This is a genomic window from Alphaproteobacteria bacterium, assembly GCA_020638555.1.
GTDB lineage: Bacteria > Pseudomonadota > Alphaproteobacteria > Bin95 > Bin95 > JACKII01.
The window spans coordinates 319,333-342,324 of sequence record JACKII010000003.1 but is presented as its reverse complement, the minus strand read 5'-3'; the positions used below and the strand labels follow the sequence as shown (position 1 = coordinate 342,324).

Genomic DNA, 22,992 nt, shown 5'->3' with positions numbered 1-22,992 from the left:
GCGCCATGATGTCTCTCCGAACCCCGCTCTGCGATCTGTTGGAGATCGAATATCCCATCGTCCTTGCCGGCATGGGCTCGTGGGGCATGGCGACGCCGCCGGCGCTGGTGGCGGCCGTCTCCAATGCCGGCGGATTGGGCGTGCTCGGCTGCTCCAACCTGGCGCCGAAGGAGGTCGAGGACCGCATCCGCGCCGTGCGGCGCCTCACCGACAAGCCGTTCGGCGTCGACCTGTTGCTGCCGGCCTCGCTGAAACAGGCGCCGGGCTCGCGCGCCGCCGTGCGCCAGGAAATCCGCGACAACCATCCGGAACATTGGGCGTTTCTGGAAGAGCTCCACCGCCGCTTCGGCTTGCCGGAACGGCCGTTCCAGCACGATCACGTCATCTCCGCCGAACTGATCGCCCAGCAGATCGAGGTGACGCTGAACGAGCGCGTGCCGGTGTTCGCGGCCGGCCTGGGCGACCCGGCCATCGTCGTGCCGCGGGCGCGTGAGATCGGCATGAAGGTCATGGGCGTCTGCGGCTCGCCGCGCAACGCGGTGCGGCAGGTGAAGGCGGGCGTCGACGCCATCGTCGCCCAGGGCACCGAGGGCGGCGGCCACACCGGCCAGGTCGCAAGCTTCGCCCTGTTGCCGCAGGTGGTGGATGCCGCGGGCGACATCCCGGTTCTGGGCGCGGGCGGCATTTCCGACGGCCGCGGCGTGGCGGCGGCGCTGGCGCTGGGCGCGCAGGGCGTGTGGGTCGGCACGGCCTTTCTGGTGGCGGACGAGGGCGGCCTGCCCGATGCGCTGAAGGACCAGATCGTCGCGGCGTCCACGGGCGACATGCGCATCTCGCCCTACTGGACCGGCAAGACCGTGCGCGCCGTTCAGAACGATGTCTCCAAGGCCTGGGCCGAAAGCGGCCTGCCGGCGCTGCCGACCCCGCACCAGCGCGTGCTGATGGAGGACTTCAAGGAGGCCGCCATGGCCGCCGGGCGCTTCGAGATCACCATGAATGCGGGCGGTCAGGGCGCCGGCATGATTACCCAACGCCGCCCCGCAGCGGAGATCTTCGCGGACCTAGTGGAAAGCACGCGCGCGACGCTGGATCGGATGAAGGGACTCTAGCGCCATGAGCGACGAAAACCACGCCCTGGTCGTTTGTGACCGGTGCCGGCTCCGGCATCGGCCGGGCCATGGCGGCAGCGGTGGCCTGCGCAGCGGCTGCGGTCATCTGCGCCGACCTGAATGCCGACGCGCGTGGGGAGACCGCCGCCATGGCCGAGGCGCTGGGCGCGACGGCGGTGCCCCGCAGCTCTGACGTCACCGACGAGGCGGCGTTCCGGCGGCGCTGGAGGCGACCGTGCGCGACCGGGGACGGCTGACGTGCTGATGAACAATGCCGGTGTCGCCTCAAGCGCTGGCAGCCGACCCAGGCGGTGAACCTGTCGGCGGTCTATTACGGCCTGCTGCACGTCTGCCCGATCATGGCGGCGCAGGGCGGCGGTGCCGTGGTCAACACCGCCTCCGTCGCCGGTCTGGCCGCCCTGGTACCGGTGCTGGCGGAGCACACTGACCCGCGCTCGGTGGAGCGCCTGTCGGCTTATGTCGCGACCAAGCATGGCGTGGTCGGCCTGACCAAGCAGTTCGCGGTGAGCTTCGGCCCCGCCAGTGCGGGTGAATGCGGTCTGTCCGTTTTGTCGAAACGCCGATGACCGGCGCGATGCAGGCGAGCGAAGGGGCCGGGATTATATGCGCGACTCACCGATGGGCCGCACCGCCAGCGGGAGGAGATTGCCGCGGCGGCGGCCTTCCTCGCCAGCGAGGATGCCAGTTTCGTCACCGGCGTCGCCTTGCCGGTGGATGGCGGGCTATTTCGGCCCGCATAGGCCGGCGACGGCCGTCATATCCGCAGGAGGAAGCCAACCCATGCCCCAGTTCAGAGGCAAAGTCGCATTCGTCACCGGCGCCGGCTCCGGCATCGGCCAGCAAATGGCGCTGCGCCTGGCCGGCGAGGGGGCGGCGGTCGTCTGCGCCGATGTGGACGAACAGGCCGCCCGCGCCACCGCCGCCCGGGTCGAGGCCCTGGGCGTGAAGGCCGACGGCATCTATCTGGATGTCACCGAGGAAGCGGCGGTGCGCGACGCGCTGGCTGGCGCGCTGAGCCGCCACGGCCGGCTCGACGTGCTGATGAACAATGCCGGTGTTGCCCGCAGCAGTTGGGAGGTGACGCTGCCGGTCAATCTCTCCGGCGTCTATTACGGCCTGCTGCATGCCTGCCCGCTGATGGCCGAGCAGGGCGGCGGCGCCGTGGTCAACACCGCGTCGGCGGCGGGGCTGGTGGCCCTGGTGCCGGCCGCGGCCGGGGCCGGCGTCGACCCGCAGGGGCTGGCCTGGACCGGCAGCTATGTGGCGACCAAGCACGGCGTCGTCGGCCTGACCAAGCAGTTCGCCGTCTCGTTCGGCCCCGCCAGGGTGCGGGTGAACGCGGTCTGTCCCGGCTATATCGAAACGCCGATGACCCGCGCGAACCGGGAGCGACCCGGCGGCCAGGCCTTCATGGAGAGCCTGCAACCCATGGGCCGGCTCGGCCAGCCGGAGGAGGTGGCGGCGGTGGCAGCCTTCCTGGCCAGCGACGACGCCAGTTTCGTCACCGGCGTCGCCATGCCGGTGGACGGCGGTTACACCGCGCGCTGACCCGTCGGCAGGGCTCGCACGGGCGGCGTCGTCGGGGTAAGCTTGGCCGCAACCCCTACGGACCCGAGAGGAACCCGCCCATCATGTCTGCATTCGAAGGCCGCATCTCGTTCGTCACCGGCGCCGGCTCCGGCATCGGCGAGGCCATGGCGCTGAAGCTGGCCGCCGACGGCGCCACCGTTGTCTGCTCCGATATCAACGAGCAGGGCGCGCAGGCCACCGCCGCCCGCGTCGAGGAGTTGGGAGCCAAGGCCGTGGTCCAGGCGCTCGACACCGCCGACCAGGAGGCCGTGAAGGCGGCGCTGGAGAAGACGAAGCGCGACCTGGGCCGGCTCGACGTGCTGATGAACAATGCCGGCGTCGGCAGCAAGAACTGGCGGACGACCACGACCATCAACCTGGACGGGGTCTATTACGGCCTGATCCATGCCTGCCCGATCATGGCGGAGCAGGGCGGCGGTGCCGTGGTCAACACCGCCTCGGTCGCCGGCCTGGGCGCGCTGATGCGGCCGGTGGAGTATCACGACGACCCGGCCGCGGTGGAGAGCGTCAGCGCCTATGTCGCCAGCAAGCACGGCGTTGTCGGCCTGACCAAGCAGTTCGCCGTCGCCTATGGCAAGGTCGGCGTGCGGGTCAACGCGATCTGCCCCGGCTATATCAAGACGCCGATCATCGCCGCCATTCGCGACCGCGAGGGCGGGGAGGATTTCCTGAAATCGCTGCATCCGATCGGCCGGCTCGGCCAACCGGAGGAGGTGGCGGCGGTGGCGGCCTTCCTCGCGAGCGACGCGGCCAGCTTCGTCACCGGCGTTGCCATGCCCGTGGACGGCGGCTATTCGGCCCGCTGACCGGTTGGGCCGAGGCGTTCACCCGGGCCAATAGTCCGCCAGCGCCTTGGCCAGCGTCAGCAGGCCGATGCCGGTGAGCGCGGCCAGCGCCGCCTGGCGGTAGAGGCGCTGGCCCTTTTCGGTGAAATAGCGCTGGCCCAGCCAGGTGCCGACGGAATAGAGCGGCACGAACAGCAGGGCCAGCACGATCACCTCCCGGGTGAACAGGCCGTACCACCAGAGCGGCCCCAGGCTGCAAAAATTCATCGCCGTGACCGCACCGATCACGTTCGCCCGTTGCTGGGCCGGCTCGCCGCCGCGGCCCAGCACCAGGGCGACGGTGGGCGGGCCGGCCACGCCGGCGACGCCCTGGATCCAGCCGGCGCCGATGCCGGCGGCGATGATGCGCGCGCGGCTGTCGCCCAGAGGGATGGAGCGGCCGGAGCGCAGCAGCAGCACCATGGCCAGGACGAAGACGGCGATGCCGATTTTCATCACACCGGGCGCGACGCTGACCAGGGTGAGCGTGCCGAGCGGCGCACCCAGGAACGAGGCGAGGCCGAACGGCACCGCAAAGCCGCGCTCGGCGGTGCGGATCGCGGCCGGCAGCAATTGCAGCATCGGCGGCAGGCCGCTGAGGGCGGCGATGGCCACCGCCTCCCGCGGGCCGATGACGGCGCTGACGGCCAGAATCAGCATGACCGCGCCGCCGAAGCCGACAAAGCCGCGGATGAAGCCGCCGGCGAACGCCGCCGCGCCGCACACCGCGATCCATTCCGGGCCGATGGGCAGGGAAACCCCTTCGAGCATGGAGACAGCGCCGGTCCTTCGGGCCGCGATTTCCGGAAAGCGATGGCAGAGCGGGCCGCCGGGCGGTAGCATCCACCCTTACGCCACTCATACGCACAATCGAGGAAATCCCCTATGGCACGTTTTACCAACAAGGTCTCGGTCGTTACCGGCGCCGGCTCCGGCATCGGCCGGCAGATGGCGCTGCGGCTGGCCGGCGAGGGCTCGGCGGTGCTCTGCGCCGACATCGACGAGCAGGGCGCCCAGGCCACCGCCGCCCGGGTCGAGGAATTGGGCGCGAAGGGTGTCGGTCTCGGCCTCGACGTGACCGACAGCGATGCGGTCAAGGGCGCGCTGGAACGGGCGGTGAAGGACCTGGGCGGCCTGCACGTGCTGATGAACAATGCCGGCGTCGGCTCCGGCCAGGGCTGGGACCGCACCACGGACGTGAACCTGTCCGGCGTCTATTACGGCCTGATCCACGCCTGCCCGATGATGGCGGCGGCGGGCGGCGGCGCCATCGTCAACACCGCCTCGGTCGCCGGATTGCACGGCCTGGTGCGGGCACCGGCCTATGACGTGCTGGATGCCGCGCATCTGGAAGGGGTCGCGGCCTATGTGGCGGCGAAGCACGGCGTTGTCGGCCTGACCAAGCAGTTCGCCGTCAGCTTCGGGCCGACCGGCGTGCGGGTCAACGCGGTCTGCCCCGGCTATATCGTGACGCCGATGACCGAGAAGGCGCGCACCATCGAGGGCGGCACGGAGTTTCTGACGAGCATCCACCCGATGGCCCGTCTCGGCCAGCCGGAGGAAATCGCCAGCGCCGCGGCCTTCCTGGCGAGCGACGATGCCAGCTTCGTCACCGGCGTCGCCATGCCGGTGGACGGCGGCTACTCGGCGCGTTAGGCGCGGCGGCGGGCGGGCTCGGCCCCGTCCCTCCTCTGGCGTCATTGCGAGGCGCCCGCAGGGCAACGAAGCAATCCAGACACGACTTCGGCGTGGGCCGGTATCCGTCTGGATGGCTTCGCCCGCTCCGCGGACTCGCCATGACGCCGGAGGATGGGATGACGCCGGAGGAGGGGCGGAGCCGAGCCCGGCGCTAGAGCGGATTCTGTTGCCGCTGGCTCACCACCCAACTTCCCTGTCCTCGCGGATGCGGGGACCCATGCCTGAGAGACAAAGACAGAATCCGGTTTCTGTGAGAAGCTCTCAGGCATAGGCTCCCGCTTGCGCGGGAGAATGGGGCGGGAGAGTGGTTCAACCAGGACCAAAAGCGCCCTAGCGCTGCCGGTTGAGGAAGGCGGTCATCAGACGGTTCGGCTCGTCCGAGCGGTAGCTTTCCACATAGGCCTGGATGCCCGCGCGGGCGCCGTCGGTGACGCCCATGCGGTCCCAGTCCAGGATCAGCCGCTTCTGGATGCGCACCGCCCGCGGCCCGCAGGCCAGCAGCGAGACAACCCACTTTTCCACGGCGGCGTCCAGCTCGGCATAGGGCACGAGCCGCTCCAGAAAGCCGATGCGGCTGGCCTCCGCGGCGTCGATATGGTCGCCGGTCAGCACCAGTTCGCAGGCCTTGCCCCAGCCGATCAGCCGCGGCAGCACCGAGGCCTCCATGCCGGAGGGAATGCCGAAGCGCACCTCCGGCATGCCGAACTTGGCTTCGGTGGAGGCGACCCGCATGTCGGCGCAGGCCGCGATCTCCATGCCCGAGCCGAAGCAATAGCCGTTGATGCGCGCGATCACCGGCACCGGAAACTGGCGCACCGCGTCGCAGGCCCGGTGGGTCTTGGTGGCGGAGGCTTCGGCCTGGGCCAGGTCGAAATCCTTCATCTCCGCCAGATTGGTGCCGCCGACGAACGAGCGGTCGCCGGCGCCGGTCAGCACCAGGGCGCGCAGGCTCTCGTCGTGCTTCAGCGCCGTCAGCGTGTCGATGAAAAGCTGCTTGCCCTCCAGGCCGAGGGCGTTGCGCTTGGCCGGGTTGTTGAAGGTCACCCAGGCGATGCGTCCCGCCTCGCCCCGGTCGTCATAGGTGAGTTTGATCAGGGGCTGGTCAGCGTCGGTCACCATGGCGAAATTCCTATTCCAAGACCTCGTCCGGCAGCATACCCCAGCCGGACGTGCGTGGCACCCAGCCCTCATAATGTTTGTAGCGCACCTGGCACCACGCCTTCGGGCAGTGCTCCAGCTTGGCGATCACGCCGGGCGCGAAGGTGGCGACCGCTTCGGCCTTCGCCGACGGTTCGGCCCGCACGACGACCGGGTCGCCCTGAATGAGAAAGGTGCGGGCGCCGTCCAGCAGAACGCGATGCAGCCAGCCGGTCGAGCCGTCGTGCAGTTCCACCTTGCGCCAGACATCGTATTCCTCGACGATCTTCACCGGCACGTTGCGCCATTGCAGCACCGCAAGGATGGGATACTCCTTGCCGGGGCCTGCGCGCAGGTTCGCCTCGCTGCGGTCGATGGAGACGAAGCGGGGCAGCGGATAGCGGGTTACGGACCCGACGCCGTCTTCGGCAAAGCCCGGCGACGCCAGCAGCAGGCCGACGCATAGACAGAGCATCCCGAGCCTGCTATCCGCTGGCCGACGCATCCTGTCGCTGATCGCCCGGCCGCACTCGAAAAGGTTTGCCGCAATGGCTTCGAAGAAACCGCTCGTCATCGTCACACGCAAACTGCCGGGCTCGGTGGAAACCCGGCTGATGGAATTGTTCGACACCCGTCTGAACACGACAGACGCGCCCATGTCTACCCAGCAGTTGATCGAGGCGGTGCAGACCGCCGACGTGCTGGTGCCGACGGTAACCGACCGCATCGACCGGCAGGTGCTGGCACAGGCCGGGCCGAATCTCAAGCTTCTGGCCAATTTCGGCGCCGGCGTCGATCATATCGACCTGAAAACCGCCCGCGCCCGCGGCCTGACCGTGACCAATACGCCCGGCGTGCTGACCAGCGACACCGCCGACCTGACCATGGCGCTGATCCTGGCCGTGCCGCGCCGCATGTCCGAGGGCGAGCGGCTGCTGCGCAAGGGCGAATGGACCGGCTGGTCGCCGACGCAGCTCATGGGCCACCGGGTCTATGGCAAGCGGCTCGGCATTATCGGCATGGGGCGGATCGGCTCGGCCGTGGCCAGGCGGGCCCGCGCCTTCGGCGTCTCGATCCACTACCACAACCGGCGGCGCGTCGATGCCGAACTGGAGGCGGAGCTGGAGGCGACCTATTGGGAAAGCCTGGACCAGATGCTGGCCCGCATGGACATCATTTCGATCAACTGCCCGCGCACGCCTGCGACCTATCACCTGCTGAACGCACGGCGGCTGGAACTGGTGCAGCCCAACGCCTATATCGTCAACACCTCGCGCGGTGAGGTGATCGACGAAGCGGCGCTGGCGCGGGCGCTGGAGACCCGCCAGATCGGTGGGGCCGGCCTCGACGTCTATGAGAACGAGCCGGCGGTGGACCCGGCCCTGCTGGGGCTGGAGAACTGCGTGCTGCTGCCGCACATGTCGTCTTCGACCGTCGAGGCGCGGACGGAGATGGGCGAAAAGGTCATCATCAACATCAAGACCTTCGTCGATGGTCACAAGCCGCCGGACCGCGTGCTGGAAAGCATGTTCTAGGGGCGGGGCCTCTTCCAAGGCCCACCGCGGCGCCTATCGTTTCCCGGGCTGCCGGTGGCGCCCATAGTTTCACGGAGTTCCGATCCCCATGGGTTTCAATTGCGGCATTGTCGGCCTGCCGAATGTCGGCAAGTCGACATTGTTCAATGCGTTGACCGCCACCCAGGCGGCCGAGGCGGCGAACTATCCCTTCTGCACCATCGAGCCGAACACCGGCCGCGTCGCCGTGCCCGACCCGCGGCTGGACAAGATCGCGGCGGTCGGCAAGTCGGCCAAGGTGGTGCACACGCAGTTGGAATTCGTCGACATCGCCGGCCTGGTGCGCGGCGCCTCCAAGGGCGAGGGGCTGGGCAATCAGTTTCTGGGCAATATCCGCGAATGCGATGCCATCGCCCATGTGCTGCGCTGTTTCGAAGACGACGACATCACCCATGTAGAGGGCGGCATCGACCCGCTGCGCGACGCGGAGACCATCGAGACCGAACTGATGCTGGCCGACCTGGAAAGCCTGGAACGCCGTTTCGACCAGGTCGCCAAGCGCGCCAAGGGCAATGACCGCGAGGCCAAGGAGCAGGCCGTCGTCATGGAGCCGCTGATCGCCGCGCTGCGCGAAGGCAAGCCGGCCCGTTCGGTGGTGTTTCCGAAGGAGCAACTGGCCACCGTGCGCCGGCTGCAACTGCTGACCGACAAGCCGGTCATGTATGTCTGCAATGTCGACGAGGAGTCGGCCGCCACCGGCAACGCGCTCTCGGCCCGGGTCGAGGAGTGGGCTGCCAGCCAGGGCGCCGGCACCGTCACCATCGCCGCCGCCATCGAGGCGGAAGTGGCGAGCCTGCCGGAGGACGAGCAGGCCGAGTTTCTGGAAAGCCTGGGCCTGGAAGAGCCCGGCCTCGCCCGCATGATCCGGGCGGGCTACGACCTGTTGGGCCTGCTGACCTTCTTCACCGTCGGGCCGAAGGAGGCCCGCGCCTGGACCGTGCGCCAGGGCGCCACCGCGCCGGAGGCGGCGGGCGTGATCCACACCGACTTCCAGCGCGGTTTCATCGCGGCAGAGACCATCGCCTATGCCGACTATCTGGCCTGCGGCGGCGAGCAGGGGGCGAAGGAAGCCGGCAAGATGCGCCAGGAAGGCCGCGAGTATCGCGTGCAGGACGGCGACGTGATGCTGTTCCGCTTCAACGTCTGACGCGGTGCCCGGCGGGGAGATTGACCATGGTCCGCGCGGCTCGTGTGCTGCCGCTGCTGTCGCTGCTGCTGACCGGCGCGATCTTCGGCTTTTTCTATGCCTGGGTCTGCTCCACCATGTGGGGGCTGGACGCGGCGGACCCGCGGGTGGCGATCGAGGCCATGCAGGCCATGAACGCCTCGGTCCGGAACCCCGTGTTCGCGCCGGCCTTTTTCGGAACGCCCGTGGTCTGTCTCGCCACCGGCGGGCTGTTGCATGTCACCGGCTTGCGCCATAGCGCCGCCTGCTTCGCGCTGGCGGGAGCGATCTATATGGTCGGCGGCATCGTCCCGACCCTGCTGTTCAACGTGCCCATGAACGAGGCGCTGGCCACCATCCAGGGGCCGCTGCCGCTGGAGGCCGCGCGGGCGGTCTGGCAGGCCTATTCGCCTCGCTGGCAGGACTACAACCTGTTGCGCACGGCGGCCAGCGGCGTGGCACTGCTGTTCGTCGGCGCGGGTCTGTTGCGGCTCGGCCGGGGGCGCTGAGCGATCCCGGCAGTGCCCGGCCAGCCTTCCGGGTGAGCACGGGCGGCTTGCCGCTTGCGGGCATTCTGCGCCAAACTTCCGGTCACAGAATGACCGGCGCTCCGGAGACCGCCCCCATGGCTTTGACCTTCACCCCCCTGCACCCGCTGTTTGTCGCCGAAGTCGGCCCGGTGTCGCTGCGGGAGACGCTCGACGACCGGACCCTGGCCGAAATCCGCGGCGGCATGGATCGCTATGCGGTGCTCGTCTTCCGCAACCAGCAATTCACCGACGAGGAGGAGATGGCGTTTGCCCGGCGTCTCGACGGCGAATTGCACGCCAAGACCGGCGCGGCCGCCCTCGGCAAGACGCGGCTCGGAACCGAGGCGATTGCCGACATTTCCAATGTCCGCGACGACGGCGCCATTCTGGAGGCGGACAACCGCAAGCGCCTTTACGGCCTGGGCAACCGGCTCTGGCACACCGATGCCTCGTTCCAGGACCCGGCCGGGCGCTATTCCATGCTGCACGCCCGCATTCTGCCGCCGGTGGGCGCCGACACGCTGTTCGCCGACCAGCGCGCCGCCTATGACGCCCTGGACGACGAGATGAAGGCGCGGCTGGAAGGGCTGACCTGTCACCACTCCATCGCCCATTCGCGCCAGACCCTGGGCTTCGAGTTCTCGGCCGAGGAGATGGAGACGCTGAAAGGCGCCTACCACCCGCTGGTGCGCACGCTGCCGCGGGCCGGGCGCAAGACCCTGTATCTGGCCTCGCACGCCGCGCGCATCCTGGAAATGAGCCTGCCGGAAGGCCGGTTGCTGCTGTGGGAGCTGATGCAGCACGCGGTGCAGCCGCAATTCGTCTATGCCCATCGCTGGCAGGATGGCGACCTGGTGATCTGGGACAATCGCTGCACCCTGCACCGGGCGACGCCGTTCGACGATGCAAAGTACCGGCGCGAACTGCGCCGGGTCACCACGCTTGATCTGGCGGAATTGCCGGCGGCCTGACGGGCTGCGCACACTCCTGTTCCGCGTTGAGGCCATGGCCGTCGCGATCCGTGGCGGCCATTCGCTGTTTTTGGCGGGTGGGGCCGGCCGACGATCTGCGGCCCTGCCGGCTCGGGCGGGCGGCCTCATACGTTTGTATAGCAATTGGGAATCAACCCATTCTCGGATTTTGTTGAAGAAATCCAGAGTGAAAAAGATCACTTTGGTGTTAATGAAAATGCGGAAATTCGCGTAAATTTGATTGCAAAGCGGTAACAAGGGAGGCAATCTCGAAATATGTGAGTTTTGCCTGAAATTTATAAAGGCAAAAATACCAATTTTATAAGGAGAGATGTCGTGGTGTCCAAGAGGGGCGTGGAAAAGAACGAGTTTCGCCATAATAATATTTTGAAAAACCGCATTTGGCCGGTTCTATTCAGCACATCGGCATTGGCGATTTGTTTGAATATGACTGTACCCGTTTATGCGGCGTCGGTGACCGACAGCGGTGCGTCCGGCGTGACCGGTGCCAATGGCAGTTCCGGCGATCCGGCGACGGATGGCGCCGTCGGGACGGACGGCACGGCGGCGAACGCCACTGCCAACACGCCCGGCGAGGACAACACGGCCACCGCCCACGGCGGCTCGGGCGGCTCGGGCGGCTCGGGCGGGGCCGGTATCGACGGACCCGATGCCGGCAGCGATGCGGACGGTGGCGCTGCCGCTGCGGGCGGTGCCGGCGCTCTTGGCACGGCGACGGCGGACAGCAATGCGGCCGGTGCCACCACCGCCACGGCCAATGCCTATGGCGGCAGCGGCGGCACGGGCGGTGCTGGCGGCAATGCGGCGGGAGCCGGCATTTCGGGCGATGGCGGCGATGGTGGCGATGGCGGCGATGCGACCGCCGCTGCCGCGGGAACGGTGACGGGCGCCAGCGGTAACGCCGCGGCCAACACCTATGCCTCCGCCGGCACGGGTGGGACCGGCCGTCCGGGCGGCAGCACGGGAACGCCGGGCGCTTCCGGCGTTGGCGGGGCCGGCGGCGACGCGGCGGCGACGGCGGACGCGAACACCGTGGCCGGTAGCGGTGCGGCCAATGCCTATGCCCGGGCCGATTCCGGCACTGGCGGCGCGGTCACCAGCACGCCCGGCGGCGCCACCGGCGGCAATGCCGGTGCGGCCACCGCCGCCAGCAGCGCGCTCGGCGGCACGGGCGCCGCGTCTGCGACGAGCCAGACCTATGGCCGCAACGGCGGCAATGTCAGCAATGCCGGCGCCGGCACGTTCGGCGATGGCGGCACGGGCGGTGCGGCCCAGTCGGTCAGCACCGCCACCACCGGCGGTGCCGGCAATGCGGCGGCCACATCCAACGCGAGTGCCGGCAATGGCGGCACCGGCATCGGCACGGGCCGCAGCGGGGGCGATGGCGGCGCGGCGAGCGGCAGCACGGCCAGTGCCACGGCGACCGGCACCGGCCAGGCGGACGCCACGGTGGATCAGGCCGGCGGCAGCGGCGGCACCGGCTTCGAAGGGGCGGATGGCGGCGACGGCGCCGGCTCGACCCTGGTCGATGCGGTGTCGGTGACCTCGGCGAACGGCAACGCCGACATCAACACCGGGTTTCAGCGCGCCACCGGCGGCTCCGGCGGCGCGTCCACGACCGGGACGGCCGGGCAGGCTGGCGATGCGGTCTCGACCCTGGGCAGCATTGCCTCCCCTTATACCAACACCGGCGGCGGATCGGTCTATGGCGCTGCGGAAGCAATTGGCGGCTCCGGCGGTTCGATTTCCGGCGGCGGCACCGGCTCCGGGCGTGATGGTGGCGATGCCACCGCGAGCGTGATTGCCGGCGATGACGGCAACGGCACGCCGGACGTGCACGCCCGGGCCGATGCGAGCGCCGGCGGCGGCGGCACCGGGCGCGGCGTGGGCGAGACGGGCGGCCAGGGCGGCGTCTCGACCGCAACGGCGGCTGCCGCCAACGCGTCGGGCAGTGCCGACGCGGATGCCAATGCGGGCTATTCTTACTATTATCAGAGCGGCGGAGCCGGCACGGATGGCGCCGACGGTGGCGACGGCGGCGCCTCCACCGCCAGCGCGACGGCCGAGGCCACCGGGGCGACCGGCGCGGCGGAGGCCCGCGGTTTGGCCTATGGCGGCACCGGCGGCAGTTCCAGCGGCGGCACGGCCGGCGACCCGGCCGATGGCGGCGCCGGCGGCGCGGCCCAGAGCACGAGCGTGGCCCAGTCGGCGAGCGATTTCGCGACCGCCAATGACGACGCCTATGCCGGCGCCGGCGGCGGGGTCGGCGGCAGTTCGGTCGGCAGCGGCGGCAGCGGCGGCACGGCGGCCAGCAGCGCTGCCGCGACCTCCGGCGGAACCGGCACGGCGAATGCGGCGGCCAATGCCAGCGGCGGCAGTGGTGGCACCGGCCGCGGTGCGGGCCAGAGCGGAGGCACTGGCGGCGGCATGACGGACGCGGTCAGCGCATCCGCGACGGCGGCGGGCACGGGCACTGCGTATGTCACCGCAAGCCAATCGGCCGGCCATGGCGGTATCGGTTACGATGGCGCCGACGGCGGCGCCGGCGGTGCGTCCAGCCTGACCGACGCGGTGAGCCTTTCCGGCAACAGCACCAGTCTGTACTCCAATCAGGCGACGCAGACCGCCACCGGCGGGAATGGCGGCACGAGCGCTGGCGGCACGACGGCCGGTGCGGGCGGTGCCGGCACCTCCGTGCTGGGCAGCGTGGCCACACCGTTTGCCAATGGCGGCAGCGGCGCGCTGTACACGACGGTGACCGGCAATGGCGGCAGCGGCGGCAGCGGCTCGCTGGGGGCCGATGGCGGCGCCGGCGGCCTCGGCACGGCCGCCGCGCATACCGGCGACGGCGGCAGCGGCACTACCGTCCGCACCGATGTGAACGGCCGCGGCGGCACCGGCGGCAATTCCGACACCGGTCAGGCCGGAGCCGGCGGCGACGGTGCGGTGAGCGGTTCGGTCACGAGTGCCGGGAGTATCGACTTCAATCTAGATTCCCGCGGCGGCAGCGGCGGCAGTGTCGCCAGCGGCGGTTCCGGCCAGGCGGGGGTTGGCGGTTCCGGCACGGTCGGCGCGGTCAACGCAACCTCCACCGCCGGGCCCGTGGACGTGAATCTGACCGTGTACGGCGGCGCCGGCGGGTCTGCCAATTCCGGCGCCAACACCGGCACGGCGGCGGCGGGCGGCGATGTGACGGTCAGTTTGACCGATGTCACCTCGACGCCGGGCGATGCGGACCTCAACGTCAACGCCAGCGGCGGCACCGGCGGCAGCGCCAGCGGCGGGTCGGCCGCGGACGGTGGCGATATCGCAATCAATCTGAGCGAATCCGTGGCCGGCAGCAGCCTCGGCCTGACCACGTACAACGCCGTCGGCGGCACCGGCGGCACCGCCAGTGCGGGCGCGGGCACCACCGGCGGGGCCGGCGGCGATGTGGCCAGCGCGCTGGCCGGCAGCAACAGCGCCGGGCGCGTCGACGTCAACAACAACGCCTATGGCGGCAGCGGCGGCTCGGCCTTCAACGGCTCGGACGCCGGCGCCGGCGGCAATGCGGTCGGCAGTTCGAGCGCGACGACGACGGCGGACCAGATCGCCACGGCCAGCGACCGCGCCGCCGGCGGCAATGGCGGCGCGATTTCCGGCGGTCATACCGGCGATGGCGGTGCCGGTGGCACCGGGCAATCCACGGCCAGCGCGAGCGCGGCCAATACCGGCTCGACGACCATTTCGGCCACGGCCAATGCCAGCGGCGGCAATGGCGGCACCGGCCGCGGCGCCGGCCAGAGCGGCGGCGATGGCGGTGTGGCCAGCAACTCGACGGCGGCTGCGACCTCCACGGGCGGCGGCCGCGCCAATGCGACCGTGACCCAGAGCGGCGGCAATGGCGGCACCGGTGCCGACGGCGCCAATGGCGGCGATGGCGCGAATTCCTCCCTGGTCGATGCGGTGTCGGTCAGCACGGCCAACACGCAGGCCAATGTGAACACGGGTCGGCAGCGGGCCAATGGCGGCGCCGGCGGCGATTCTGCCGGCGGGCTGGCCGGCCAGGCGGGCGATGCGGTCTCGACCCTCGGCAGCGCTCTGACCCCCTACACCAACGCCGGCGGCGGTTCGGTCCAAGGCATTGCCGAAGCCTATGCGGGCCGGGGTGGCGATATCAGCTCCGGCAGCACCGGTTCCGGTGCGGACGGTGGCGATGCCACCGCGACCGTGGTGGCCGGCGATGACGGCCATGGCAGCCCGGACGTGCAGGCGACCACCGATGCGGAGGGGGGCTATGGCGGCGCCGGCCGCGGCGCCGGTGAAAGCGGTGGCGCCGGCGGCGTATCGCTCGCGAGTTCGACCGCAACCAACGCGGCCGGCAGCGCCGAAGCCGATGCGACGGCCGGTTATTTCTATGCCACGTCCGGCGGCAGCGGCCTCGACGGAGCTGCGGGCGGCGCGGGCGGCGCCTCCACCGCCAGCGCGACGGCCGAGACGACCGGTGTCGGCGCGGCGGCGGGTGCTGCCGATGCGCGCGGCCTGGCCCGCGGCGGCAATGGCGGCACGTCCAGCGGCGGCACGGCGATGGCGCCGGCGGACGGCGGCGATGGCGGTGCGGCAGCCAGCAGCAGCACGGCCAGCGCCGCGGACGCGAACGCCAACGCCAATGACGATGCCTATGGCGGCATTGGCGGCTCGGTCGGGACCGGCTCGGTCGGGAGCGGCGGCGCCGGCGGGACGGCGTCCAGCAGCGCCGTGGCGACCGTGGCAGGGACGGGTAGCGCCACCGCCAATGCCAACGCCGAAGCCGGCAATAGCGGCGACGGCCGTGGCGCCGGTCAGAGCGGCGGCGCCGGCACCAGTCTGACCGATGCGGCCAGCGCCAGCGCGGTGGGCGTCGGCGGCAGCACCAGCGCGACGGCGACCCAGCGCGGCGGCAATGGCGGCAGCGGCCGAGAAGGGGCCGCGGCGGGCGCCGGCGGGTCGTCCAGCCTGACGGATGCGGTTTCGGTTTCGGGTAGCGGCACGGGCGTGTACGACAACCGGGTGTTCCAGACCGCCACGGGCGGCACCGGCGGCACCGGCTATGACGGGGCATCCGGTGGCGATGGCGGCGTGGCTGCCTCCATGCTCGGCAGCGCGATGACGCCGTTCGTCAACAGCGGCGGCGGCTCGATCGATTCCAATCTCACCGCCAATGGCGGTACCGGCGGTGCCGGCGACGCAGCCGGGAACGGCGGCGATGGCGGTGCGGCGACGGTGGAATCGCATGTCGGCGATGCCGGCACTGGCAATTCCCTCCGATCCATCAACACGGCCAATGCCGGCACTGGCGGTGCCACCGACGACGGCCAGGGCGGCCATGGCGGCGATGCCCTGGTCAGCGGTTCCGTCGCGGCTTTGGGCGACGTCTACCAGTCGCTGATTTCGCGTGGCGGCAATGGCGGCGCGGTCGCCTCGGGCGGCAGCGGCACGGCCGGTGACGGCGGGTCCGGCATGATCGGCACGGTCAGCGCGACCTCGACCAGCGGCGATGTGAATGTGGACATCACCGCCGACGGCGGCACGGGCGGTGCGGCCAATGCCGGCACCAACAACGGCACCGCCGGCCATGGCGGCGACGTCACTGTCAATCTGGCGAATGTGACGACGACGCCGAACAATGCCGATCTGGCGGTGAATGCCGACGGCGGCAATGGCGGCGGCGCCGATAGCGGCAATGGCGGCCGCGGCGGCGACGCGACCGTGACCCTGAACGAGTCCGTCAGCAGCGCCAGCCTGGATCTGCTCACCAACAATGTCACCGGCGGCACCGGTGGCTTCAGCAGTGGCGGCACCGGCACCAGCGGCGGCGACGGCGGCAATGCGACCGGTCTGCTGACCGGCGCGAACGACGCCGGACGGGTCACGGTCAACGGCTACAACTATGGCGGCACCGGCGGCGGTACCAGCAATGGCGGCACCGGCGGCCAGGGCGGCGATGCGAGCGGCCAGTCGTCGGCCACGACCACCACGGTCGATGCGGTTGCGAGTGCGACGACGATTGCCAGCGGCGGCACCGGCGGGTCGGCCTCGGGCGATGGGCATGGCGGCGATGGTGGCGCGGCCGAAGCCGTCGCGACGACCTCCAGCAGCCACAGCAGCACGTCCACCTCCGGCGCTTCGGCGACGGCGACCGGCGGCGCTGGCGGCGCAACGGCGCCGGCTTCCGGCGGGCGATGGCGGCGTGGCCAGCAACACCGCGGCGAGCGCCACCTCCACCGGCGGTGGCCGGGTTTCCGCGGTCGCGACCCAGACCGGCGGCCGCGGCGGCACGGGCAACACCGGCGCCGACGGCGGCGACGGCGCGGACTCCGTCCTGACCGACGCGGTGAGCGCGGCTTCGACCAACACGACCGCCGGCACCAACACGGCGCGGCAGCGGGCGACCGGCGGCGAGGGCGGCAACAGCAATGGCGGCACGGTCGGCCAGGCCGGTAACGCCACCTCGACCCTGGGCAGCATTGCCACGCCGTTCACCAACCCGGACGGCGGCAGCGTCAACGGCCAGGCCGAGGCGTACGGCGGCGGCGGTGGCTATGTCACCGGCGGCACCGGCTCCGGCAGCGATGGCGGTTTCGGCATCGCGACCGCGGTGGCCGGCGATGGCGGTTACGGCAGCCCCGACGTGCGCGCCAACGCGGACGGCTACGGCGGCGTCGGCGGCACCGGCCGCGGCGCGGGCGAGAGCGCGGGCCATGGCGGCCTGTCCGACGCCACCGCCACGGCGGCCAACGCGACGGGCGTGGCCAACGCCCAGGCTTTTGCCGGCCAGTTCAGCACGTCGCGGGGCGGCGGCGGCTTTGATGGCGCCGATGGCGGCGATGGTGGCGTCTCCACCGCGGCGGCGGTGGCAACGGCCACCGGCAGCGGAGCCGATGCCGGGCGTGCCGATGCCCGTGGCTATGCCCGCGGCGGCGACGGCGGCAACAGCAGCGGCGGCACGGCCTGGCGCCGGCGAATGCCGGAGCCGGCGGCGCGGCAACCAGCAGCAGTCTTGCGACCGCCACGGATGGCTATGCCGGGGCGAACGACGATGCGGTTGGCGGCGGCGGCGGCGATGTCGGCAGCGGCTCGGTCGGGTCCGGCGGTGCCGGCGGCGCGGCTATCAGCGTTGGCGAGGCGCAGGCCGGCGGCGGCAGCAACCAGGCCTCGTCCTATGCGACGGCAACAGGCGGCGCCGGCGGCGTTAGCCGCGGCGCCGGCCAGGCGGGCGGCAGCGGCGGCGATGCCGCGGCGACGGCCACCGCCGACGGTCCCGGCTATGCGGGCGCGACGGCCTCGGCCACCGGCGGTGCGGCGGGCCAGGGGCTGGACGGCGCCGGCGCGGGTCCGGCGGCGGGCTCCGCCAATGCGCAGGCGTTTGCCGACGGCAACTCCGGCGTGGCGACGGCCACCGCGCGCTCGGGCCTGACCCGGGAACGGCTGGTGCAGGATGGCATTGCCTATGCCAACACCCAGGTGGGCAGCAGTGCGGCGGCGGAGGCGGATGTCAACTACCACAGCCAGATCGGCGGCGTGGAGGACGTGGCCAACCGTCAGGCGGCTTCGCTGAACGCGCTGATGCCGGGGGGCAATGAGACCCTGGCGCATCTGGCCGACAATGCCGTGCTCGCCAACTACAATGTCGTTGGCACGGCCGGCAATCAGACCACCGCGAACAGCGGCAAGGTGCAGAGCGATATCGTGGCCGCGGGCGTGCTCTCCGGCAGCCACTCGCCGGACAGCGTGACGGCCAACCGCAACCACAATGCGGATATCGCCATCGATATCGACGACACGCAGACGGCGACCGGCCAGCAGAATCTGTTGGTCAGCTTCCTGAACCCGACCATCGGGGCCGCCGGCTTCGACCAGGCGACCCTCACCGTGCTCAAGGAAGGGGCGGTGGTCCTGCAACAGACCTTCTCCGGCGTGACGGCGGAAGCGGATGCGCTGGCCTTCCTCGGCAACACCACGCACGATCTGGGCGCGTTCCAGGCCTCCAGCGGGTCGCAACTGGACGTGGATATCACCCTGGACGTGCGCACGGACGGCGTCGGCGAGGGGCTGTCGGTCGAATACGTCATCGGCAACAGCCAGGTGACGCCGCGGGCGGTGCCCGTGGTGCAGCCGGATGCGGTCGACACCGGCGAATTCCATATCGGCGACGACTCGCTGACCGCGATCACGCTCTCGAACGTGGCCGCGGCCGGGTCCGACGGCGCCAATGCCGCCTTCACCGGCACGGCCGGCGATGGCATCGACAATGGCGGCAGCGTTGCCAATCTGGGACCGGGCGCCAGCGACGGCAGCTCGTTGCAGGTGGGGATCGACACCGCCACGGTTGGCAACAAGTCCGGCACGGTGGCGGTCACGACCGAGACCGACGGCGCCGTCACCGGCGGCGGTGCGGAGACGTTTGCGACCGAGCAGATCGCGGTGAGCGGCAGCGTGTTCGCGCTGGCGACCCCCTCGGTCGGGTCTCCCATCGACCTGGGCGAGCGCCATGTCGGCGATCTGGCACAGGCGGCGCTCAGCATTGCCAATGGCGGCGTGGCCGACGGCTTCCACGAATCCCTGGATGCCAGCTTTGCCGGCAGCACCCCCGATGTGACCGGCACCGCCGGCAGCATCGACAATCTGGGGCCGGGGGCGAGTGACAACAGTTCGATGTCCGCCACGCTCGACACCGCAACGGCCGGTGCCAAGTCCGGCACGGTGGATGTGGCGTTCGTGTCCGACCCGAACGGCATCAACGGCCTGGGCCAGACCGCGCTCGGCAGCCAGACGGTCGCGCTCAGCGTCGACGTCTTCCGCCTGGCGGAGCCGGATCCGGTCGCGACTCCGGTGAATGCCGGCCAGTATCACGTCGGCGACAGCATCGATGTGGCCCTGTCGGTCACCAACGGGGCCGCGAATGACGGCTTCTCCGAAAGCCTGGATGCGGCCTTCACCGGCGCCAGCACCGGCGATGTGACCGGTACGGCCGGCAGCATCGACAATCTGGGGCCGACGGCCAGCGACAACGCTTCGCTGGTGGTCTCGCTGTCCAGCGCATCCGTCGGCAGCAAGAGCGGCACGGCCGACGTCAATTTCGTGTCCGACCCGAACGGCATCAACAGCCTGGGGTCGACCGACCTCGGCGACCGCACCTACACGGTCAATGCCGAGGTGTACCGTCTGGCCGAGGACCAGGTGTCGACGCCGGTCGCCCTGGGCGAATTCCATGTGGGCGATGCGACGTCGGCGGCCATCACGGTCAGCAACACCGCCGCGAATGACGGCTTCTCGGAAGGGCTGGACGCCAGCTTCACGGGCAGTACCACGGGCGCGGTGACCGGCACGGCCGGCAGCATCGACAATCTGGGGCCGGGCGCGAGCGACAACAGCTCGATGAGCGTCGACCTGAGCTTCGGGACGGCGGGCGCGATCGCCAGCACGGCCCAGGTGCAGACAGTGTCGGATGGCGACGGCGTGAACGCGCTGGGCCAGACGGCGCTGGGCACCCAGACCGTTACCCTCAATGCCAGCGTGTTCAACCTGGCCGACCCGGTCGCGGCGACGACGACGGTCGACCTGGGCGACCGGCATGTGGGCGACAGCGTGCAGGGGGCGTTGGACATCGTCAACGCCGCACCGGCCGGGGCGTTTTCCGAAAGCCTGAACGCCAGCTTTACGGGGACCAACACCGGCAGCGTCGTCTCGGCGACCGGCGCCATCGCCAATCTGGCGGCCGGAGCGTCCGACAACACGGCGATGGTCGTCGGCCTGGACAATGGCTCGGCCGGTGTCGTCAGCGGCACGGCTCAGGTGCAGTATGTCTCGGACCCCAATGGCATCAACAGCCTGGGCACGACCGATCTTGGCACCCAAACCTTCTCGGTCAGCGCCAACCTGTACGAGCTGGCCCAGCCCAGCGTGCAGGCCCTGCTGGACTTCGGCATGGTGCTGCAAGGGTCGGTGCAGACCCAGGCCATCACCGTGACCAATACCGACCTGGCCGGCACCACTTTCCAGGAGAGCCTGAACGCTGCGGTCGCCAGCTTCGGCGGCGACGTCGCGGCAGCGTCGGGCGCGATCGGCCATCTGTTGGCGGGCGATACCGACAGCGTCACCATCACGGCGACGCTGAACACGGCGACGGTCGGCAACAAGGCGGGCACGGTCACCATCGCCCTCTCTTCGGAAGGCTTCGGCGACAGCGCCAACAGCCTGGGCGTCACCGATCTGGGCACCGCCAACACGTCGGTGATCGGTTCGGTCGAGACCATGGCCATTGTCGGCAATCTGGCGGTGGGCAGCACCACGCCGACCCTGGTCGACTTCGGCAATGTCCGCACCGGCGACGCGGCAACGCAGGCGGTCAGCGTCGAGAATGTCGCCATGGGCCCGCGCGAGGGCCTGAACACCGCCATCGGCGGCACGACCGGCGACGCCACCGGCTCCGGCGCCTTCACGGGCCTCGGCTTCTCGGCGTCGGCAATGCCGCCCGCAGCCGTCGACAACACGTCGATCCTGGTCGGCATCGACACGGCCGGCGCGGGCGCCAAGAGCGGTCAGGTCACGCTGGACCATGTCTCGAACGGCGAGTTCAATTCCGGCACGCCGACGGACATCGCCGACGAGACCGTGGACGTGCAGGGCAATGTGTTCCTGCGCGCGGAGGGGCCGGCCAGCATTGCCGACGTGGTCATCGGCAACTTCCACGTGACGGCGCTGACCGCGGGGCAGAGCGTGGCGGTGACCAACACGGCGGCCGATACCGGCGGCTTTACCGAGGGGTTGGCTATCGGCTCGCTGATCGGCACCGGGCCGGTAACGGTCTCGAACCTGCTGGGTGGGACGCCGATTGCCCAGGGCGCCACCCAGGCGGCCATCGCCCTCGACTACAGCCTGAATACGGCCGGCAGTCTCAACACCACGGTCGAGGTGCAGTTCCAGACCGACGGCACCGGCACCAGCGGCCTTGCCAACGAGAATGTCGGCGGTGCGGTCTCGTTCGATGTCATCGGTGCCGGCTTCAACCTGGCCGAGGGCGATGCGGCGCCGACGGTGTTGAATTTCGCCGCCAAGCGGGTCGGCGATACGGCGGAAAGCCAGACGGTCACGGTGTCGAACACCGCTCCCGTCAGCGCCTTCACCGAAACCCTGACCGCGGCTATCGGCACCGCGCCGGCGAATTACGCCACGTCGACCGGTCAACTGACCGGCATTGCCGGCGGCGGCAACGACACGTTCGGCGTGACGTTGAACACCGATCTGGCGGGCGATTTCAACGGCCAGACCCTGCAAATCGGCTACACCTCGGCCGAGGTGATGGGCAGCGGGCTGGGCAACACCGCGCTTGGCAACCAGAGTGTGACCTTGAACGGCAAGGTCTACCAGACCGCGGTGCTGAACCAGCTCACCACCACGCTCGACTTCGGCATCGTCCATGTGGGCGACGCGGTGGCGACCCAGGGCGTGGGCATTCAGAACGATGCCGCCGGCGCGCTGAACGACGCCATCACCGGCGGGTTCGCGTCGGTCGACGGCCCGTTCCAGGGCAGTGGCGATCTGGGCGCCGGCGTGGCAGCCGGCAGCAGCAGTTCCGCGCTGCGGGTCGGGCTGGATACGGCGGTGGCCGGCGCTTTCAGCGGCCAGGCCATGCTGGATCTGTTCTCGTCCAACCCGGACCTGGCCGATCTGGCGCTGGCGGGCGAAATGCCGGTCAGCCTGTCGGCGACCGTCAACAACTACGCCAACCCGGAGTTCTTCCAGCAGAGCGGCGACGGCGTGTTCTCCGGCGCCGGCAACGCCTTCACCCTGGATTTCGGCACTGTGATGCAGGGCAACACGGAATCGGCGCTGCTGGCGGTCATGAACAACGTCACCGGGCCGGCGGATCTGCTGGACGGCCTGTTCGCGGACGCGGTGTTGAGCTTCGTCCTGGCCGGGTTCGATCCGTTCGCCGACCTGGGCGCCGGCGACGTGTTCGGCGGCCTGTCGGTCAGCTTCGACACCATGACGCTGGGCCTCGGCCTGTTCGAGGAGACCGTGACGCTGATGGGGACCGGCCACAATGCCAGCGGGTACAGCGCCGCGGTGCCGGACGTCACCCTGACCCTGCGCGGCCGGGTTGTGGGCGTGACCGGCGTACCGGAGCCGCAGACGCTGGCCCTGGTTCTGGCCGGTGTCGCCGGTGTCGGCTGGATGCAGCGGCGCCGCGCGCGTCGCGCCGCCTGACGCTCAGCCTGCCTTCGCCGCAGGAGGGTTCCGCCGGAGCCGGTTTGACGACCGGCTCCGGCAGTCCTTTTTGTCCTTCAGGTCTGTTGTCCCTCAGTCCTTTTTGTCCTTCAGGTCTGTTGTC

16 protein-coding genes and 1 pseudogene are annotated in these 22,992 nt (G+C 70.5%); 14 read left to right on the top strand and 3 right to left on the bottom strand.

Annotation, left to right across the window (positions count from 1 at the left end; all coding sequences use genetic code 11):
- Positions 1-5: 5 nt before the first annotated feature.
- The 6 genes and pseudogenes from H6844_13130 (at position 6) to H6844_13105 (ending at position 3,526) form a co-directional block, all read left to right on the top strand.
- Positions 6-1,109, top strand: a complete 1,104-nt coding sequence (locus H6844_13130) for a nitronate monooxygenase (GenBank protein ID MCB9930340.1) — start codon at positions 6-8, stop codon at positions 1,107-1,109.
- A gap of 68 nt (positions 1,110-1,177) precedes the next feature.
- A complete protein-coding gene (locus tag H6844_13125) occupies positions 1,178-1,366 on the top strand; it encodes a hypothetical protein (GenBank protein ID MCB9930339.1) in 189 nt (62 codons plus the stop codon).
- A 54-nt stretch (positions 1,367-1,420) separates the two neighbouring features.
- On the top strand, positions 1,421-1,696 hold the full coding sequence (locus H6844_13120; protein MCB9930338.1) for an SDR family NAD(P)-dependent oxidoreductase: 276 nt from the start codon (positions 1,421-1,423) through the stop codon (positions 1,694-1,696).
- A gap of 37 nt (positions 1,697-1,733) precedes the next feature.
- A pseudogene (locus H6844_13115) lies at positions 1,734-1,870 on the top strand (SDR family oxidoreductase).
- A gap of 40 nt (positions 1,871-1,910) precedes the next feature.
- Positions 1,911-2,678 carry an SDR family oxidoreductase gene (locus tag H6844_13110; protein ID MCB9930337.1) on the top strand — a complete coding sequence of 256 codons (768 nt, stop codon included), beginning with the start codon at positions 1,911-1,913 and terminating at the stop codon, positions 2,676-2,678.
- 83 nt (positions 2,679-2,761) lie between these two features.
- Positions 2,762-3,526, top strand: coding sequence for an SDR family oxidoreductase (locus H6844_13105; protein MCB9930336.1), 765 nt, complete (start codon positions 2,762-2,764; stop codon positions 3,524-3,526).
- Between the two features lie 18 nt (positions 3,527-3,544).
- Here the strand turns inward: H6844_13105 and H6844_13100 are convergent, their stop codons facing one another.
- The gene (locus tag H6844_13100) at positions 3,545-4,315 is read right to left on the bottom strand and encodes a sulfite exporter TauE/SafE family protein (GenBank protein MCB9930335.1); all 771 of its coding nucleotides are present in this window, start codon (positions 4,313-4,315) and stop codon (positions 3,545-3,547) included.
- Positions 4,316-4,429: 114 nt separating this feature from the next.
- On the opposite strand from H6844_13100, the gene H6844_13095 reads away from it, so the two are divergent.
- On the top strand, positions 4,430-5,200 hold the full coding sequence (locus H6844_13095; GenBank protein ID MCB9930334.1) for an SDR family oxidoreductase: 771 nt from the start codon (positions 4,430-4,432) through the stop codon (positions 5,198-5,200).
- A gap of 372 nt (positions 5,201-5,572) precedes the next feature.
- Here the strand turns inward: H6844_13095 and H6844_13090 are convergent, their stop codons facing one another.
- Positions 5,573-6,361, bottom strand: coding sequence for an enoyl-CoA hydratase/isomerase family protein (locus H6844_13090; protein MCB9930333.1), 789 nt, complete (start codon positions 6,359-6,361; stop codon positions 5,573-5,575).
- 10 nt (positions 6,362-6,371) lie between these two features.
- A complete protein-coding gene (locus tag H6844_13085) occupies positions 6,372-6,854 on the bottom strand; it encodes an SH3 domain-containing protein (GenBank protein MCB9930332.1) in 483 nt (160 codons plus the stop codon).
- A gap of 73 nt (positions 6,855-6,927) precedes the next feature.
- Here H6844_13085 and H6844_13080 point away from each other — a divergent pair, with 73 nt between their 5' ends.
- From H6844_13080 to H6844_13050, 7 genes are all read left to right on the top strand, one after another.
- Complete coding sequence (locus tag H6844_13080; GenBank protein MCB9930331.1) at positions 6,928-7,914, top strand: D-glycerate dehydrogenase; 987 nt, start codon at positions 6,928-6,930, stop codon at positions 7,912-7,914.
- 88 nt (positions 7,915-8,002) lie between these two features.
- The gene (gene ychF / locus H6844_13075; GenBank protein MCB9930330.1) at positions 8,003-9,100 is read left to right on the top strand and encodes a redox-regulated ATPase YchF; all 1,098 of its coding nucleotides are present in this window, start codon (positions 8,003-8,005) and stop codon (positions 9,098-9,100) included.
- A 26-nt stretch (positions 9,101-9,126) separates the two neighbouring features.
- Positions 9,127-9,627 carry a DUF1772 domain-containing protein gene (locus tag H6844_13070; protein MCB9930329.1) on the top strand — a complete coding sequence of 167 codons (501 nt, stop codon included), beginning with the start codon at positions 9,127-9,129 and terminating at the stop codon, positions 9,625-9,627.
- A 116-nt stretch (positions 9,628-9,743) separates the two neighbouring features.
- Positions 9,744-10,619, top strand: coding sequence for a TauD/TfdA family dioxygenase (locus H6844_13065; protein ID MCB9930328.1), 876 nt, complete (start codon positions 9,744-9,746; stop codon positions 10,617-10,619).
- Between the two features lie 447 nt (positions 10,620-11,066).
- Positions 11,067-17,102 (top strand): hypothetical protein, encoded by a 6,036-nt coding sequence (locus tag H6844_13060; protein MCB9930327.1) that lies wholly within the window; start codon positions 11,067-11,069, stop codon positions 17,100-17,102.
- Complete coding sequence (locus H6844_13055) at positions 16,993-18,075, top strand: hypothetical protein (GenBank protein ID MCB9930326.1); 1,083 nt, start codon at positions 16,993-16,995, stop codon at positions 18,073-18,075. Before H6844_13060 ends, H6844_13055 begins: the two co-directional genes overlap by 110 nt.
- Positions 18,045-22,868 (top strand): choice-of-anchor D domain-containing protein, encoded by a 4,824-nt coding sequence (locus H6844_13050; GenBank protein MCB9930325.1) that lies wholly within the window; start codon positions 18,045-18,047, stop codon positions 22,866-22,868. Before H6844_13055 ends, H6844_13050 begins: the two co-directional genes overlap by 31 nt.
- The last annotated feature ends 124 nt before the right edge of the window (positions 22,869-22,992 follow it).

Coding starts and splice junctions, on each gene's coding strand:
- H6844_13095 (MCB9930334.1), top strand. CDS start 4,430: ATGGCACGTTTTACCAACAAGGTCTCGGTCGTTACCGGCGCCGGCTCC.
- H6844_13100 (MCB9930335.1), bottom strand. CDS start 4,315: ATGCTCGAAGGGGTTTCCCTGCCCATCGGCCCGGAATGGATCGCGGTG.
- H6844_13130 (MCB9930340.1), top strand. CDS start 6: ATGATGTCTCTCCGAACCCCGCTCTGCGATCTGTTGGAGATCGAATAT.
- H6844_13070 (MCB9930329.1), top strand. CDS start 9,127: ATGGTCCGCGCGGCTCGTGTGCTGCCGCTGCTGTCGCTGCTGCTGACC.
- H6844_13090 (MCB9930333.1), bottom strand. CDS start 6,361: ATGGTGACCGACGCTGACCAGCCCCTGATCAAACTCACCTATGACGAC.
- H6844_13125 (MCB9930339.1), top strand. CDS start 1,178: ATGGCGGCAGCGGTGGCCTGCGCAGCGGCTGCGGTCATCTGCGCCGAC.
- H6844_13065 (MCB9930328.1), top strand. CDS start 9,744: ATGGCTTTGACCTTCACCCCCCTGCACCCGCTGTTTGTCGCCGAAGTC.
- H6844_13085 (MCB9930332.1), bottom strand. CDS start 6,854: ATGCTCTGTCTATGCGTCGGCCTGCTGCTGGCGTCGCCGGGCTTTGCC.
- H6844_13080 (MCB9930331.1), top strand. CDS start 6,928: ATGGCTTCGAAGAAACCGCTCGTCATCGTCACACGCAAACTGCCGGGC.
- H6844_13060 (MCB9930327.1), top strand. CDS start 11,067: ATGACTGTACCCGTTTATGCGGCGTCGGTGACCGACAGCGGTGCGTCC.
- ychF (MCB9930330.1), top strand. CDS start 8,003: ATGGGTTTCAATTGCGGCATTGTCGGCCTGCCGAATGTCGGCAAGTCG.
- H6844_13105 (MCB9930336.1), top strand. CDS start 2,762: ATGTCTGCATTCGAAGGCCGCATCTCGTTCGTCACCGGCGCCGGCTCC.
- H6844_13110 (MCB9930337.1), top strand. CDS start 1,911: ATGCCCCAGTTCAGAGGCAAAGTCGCATTCGTCACCGGCGCCGGCTCC.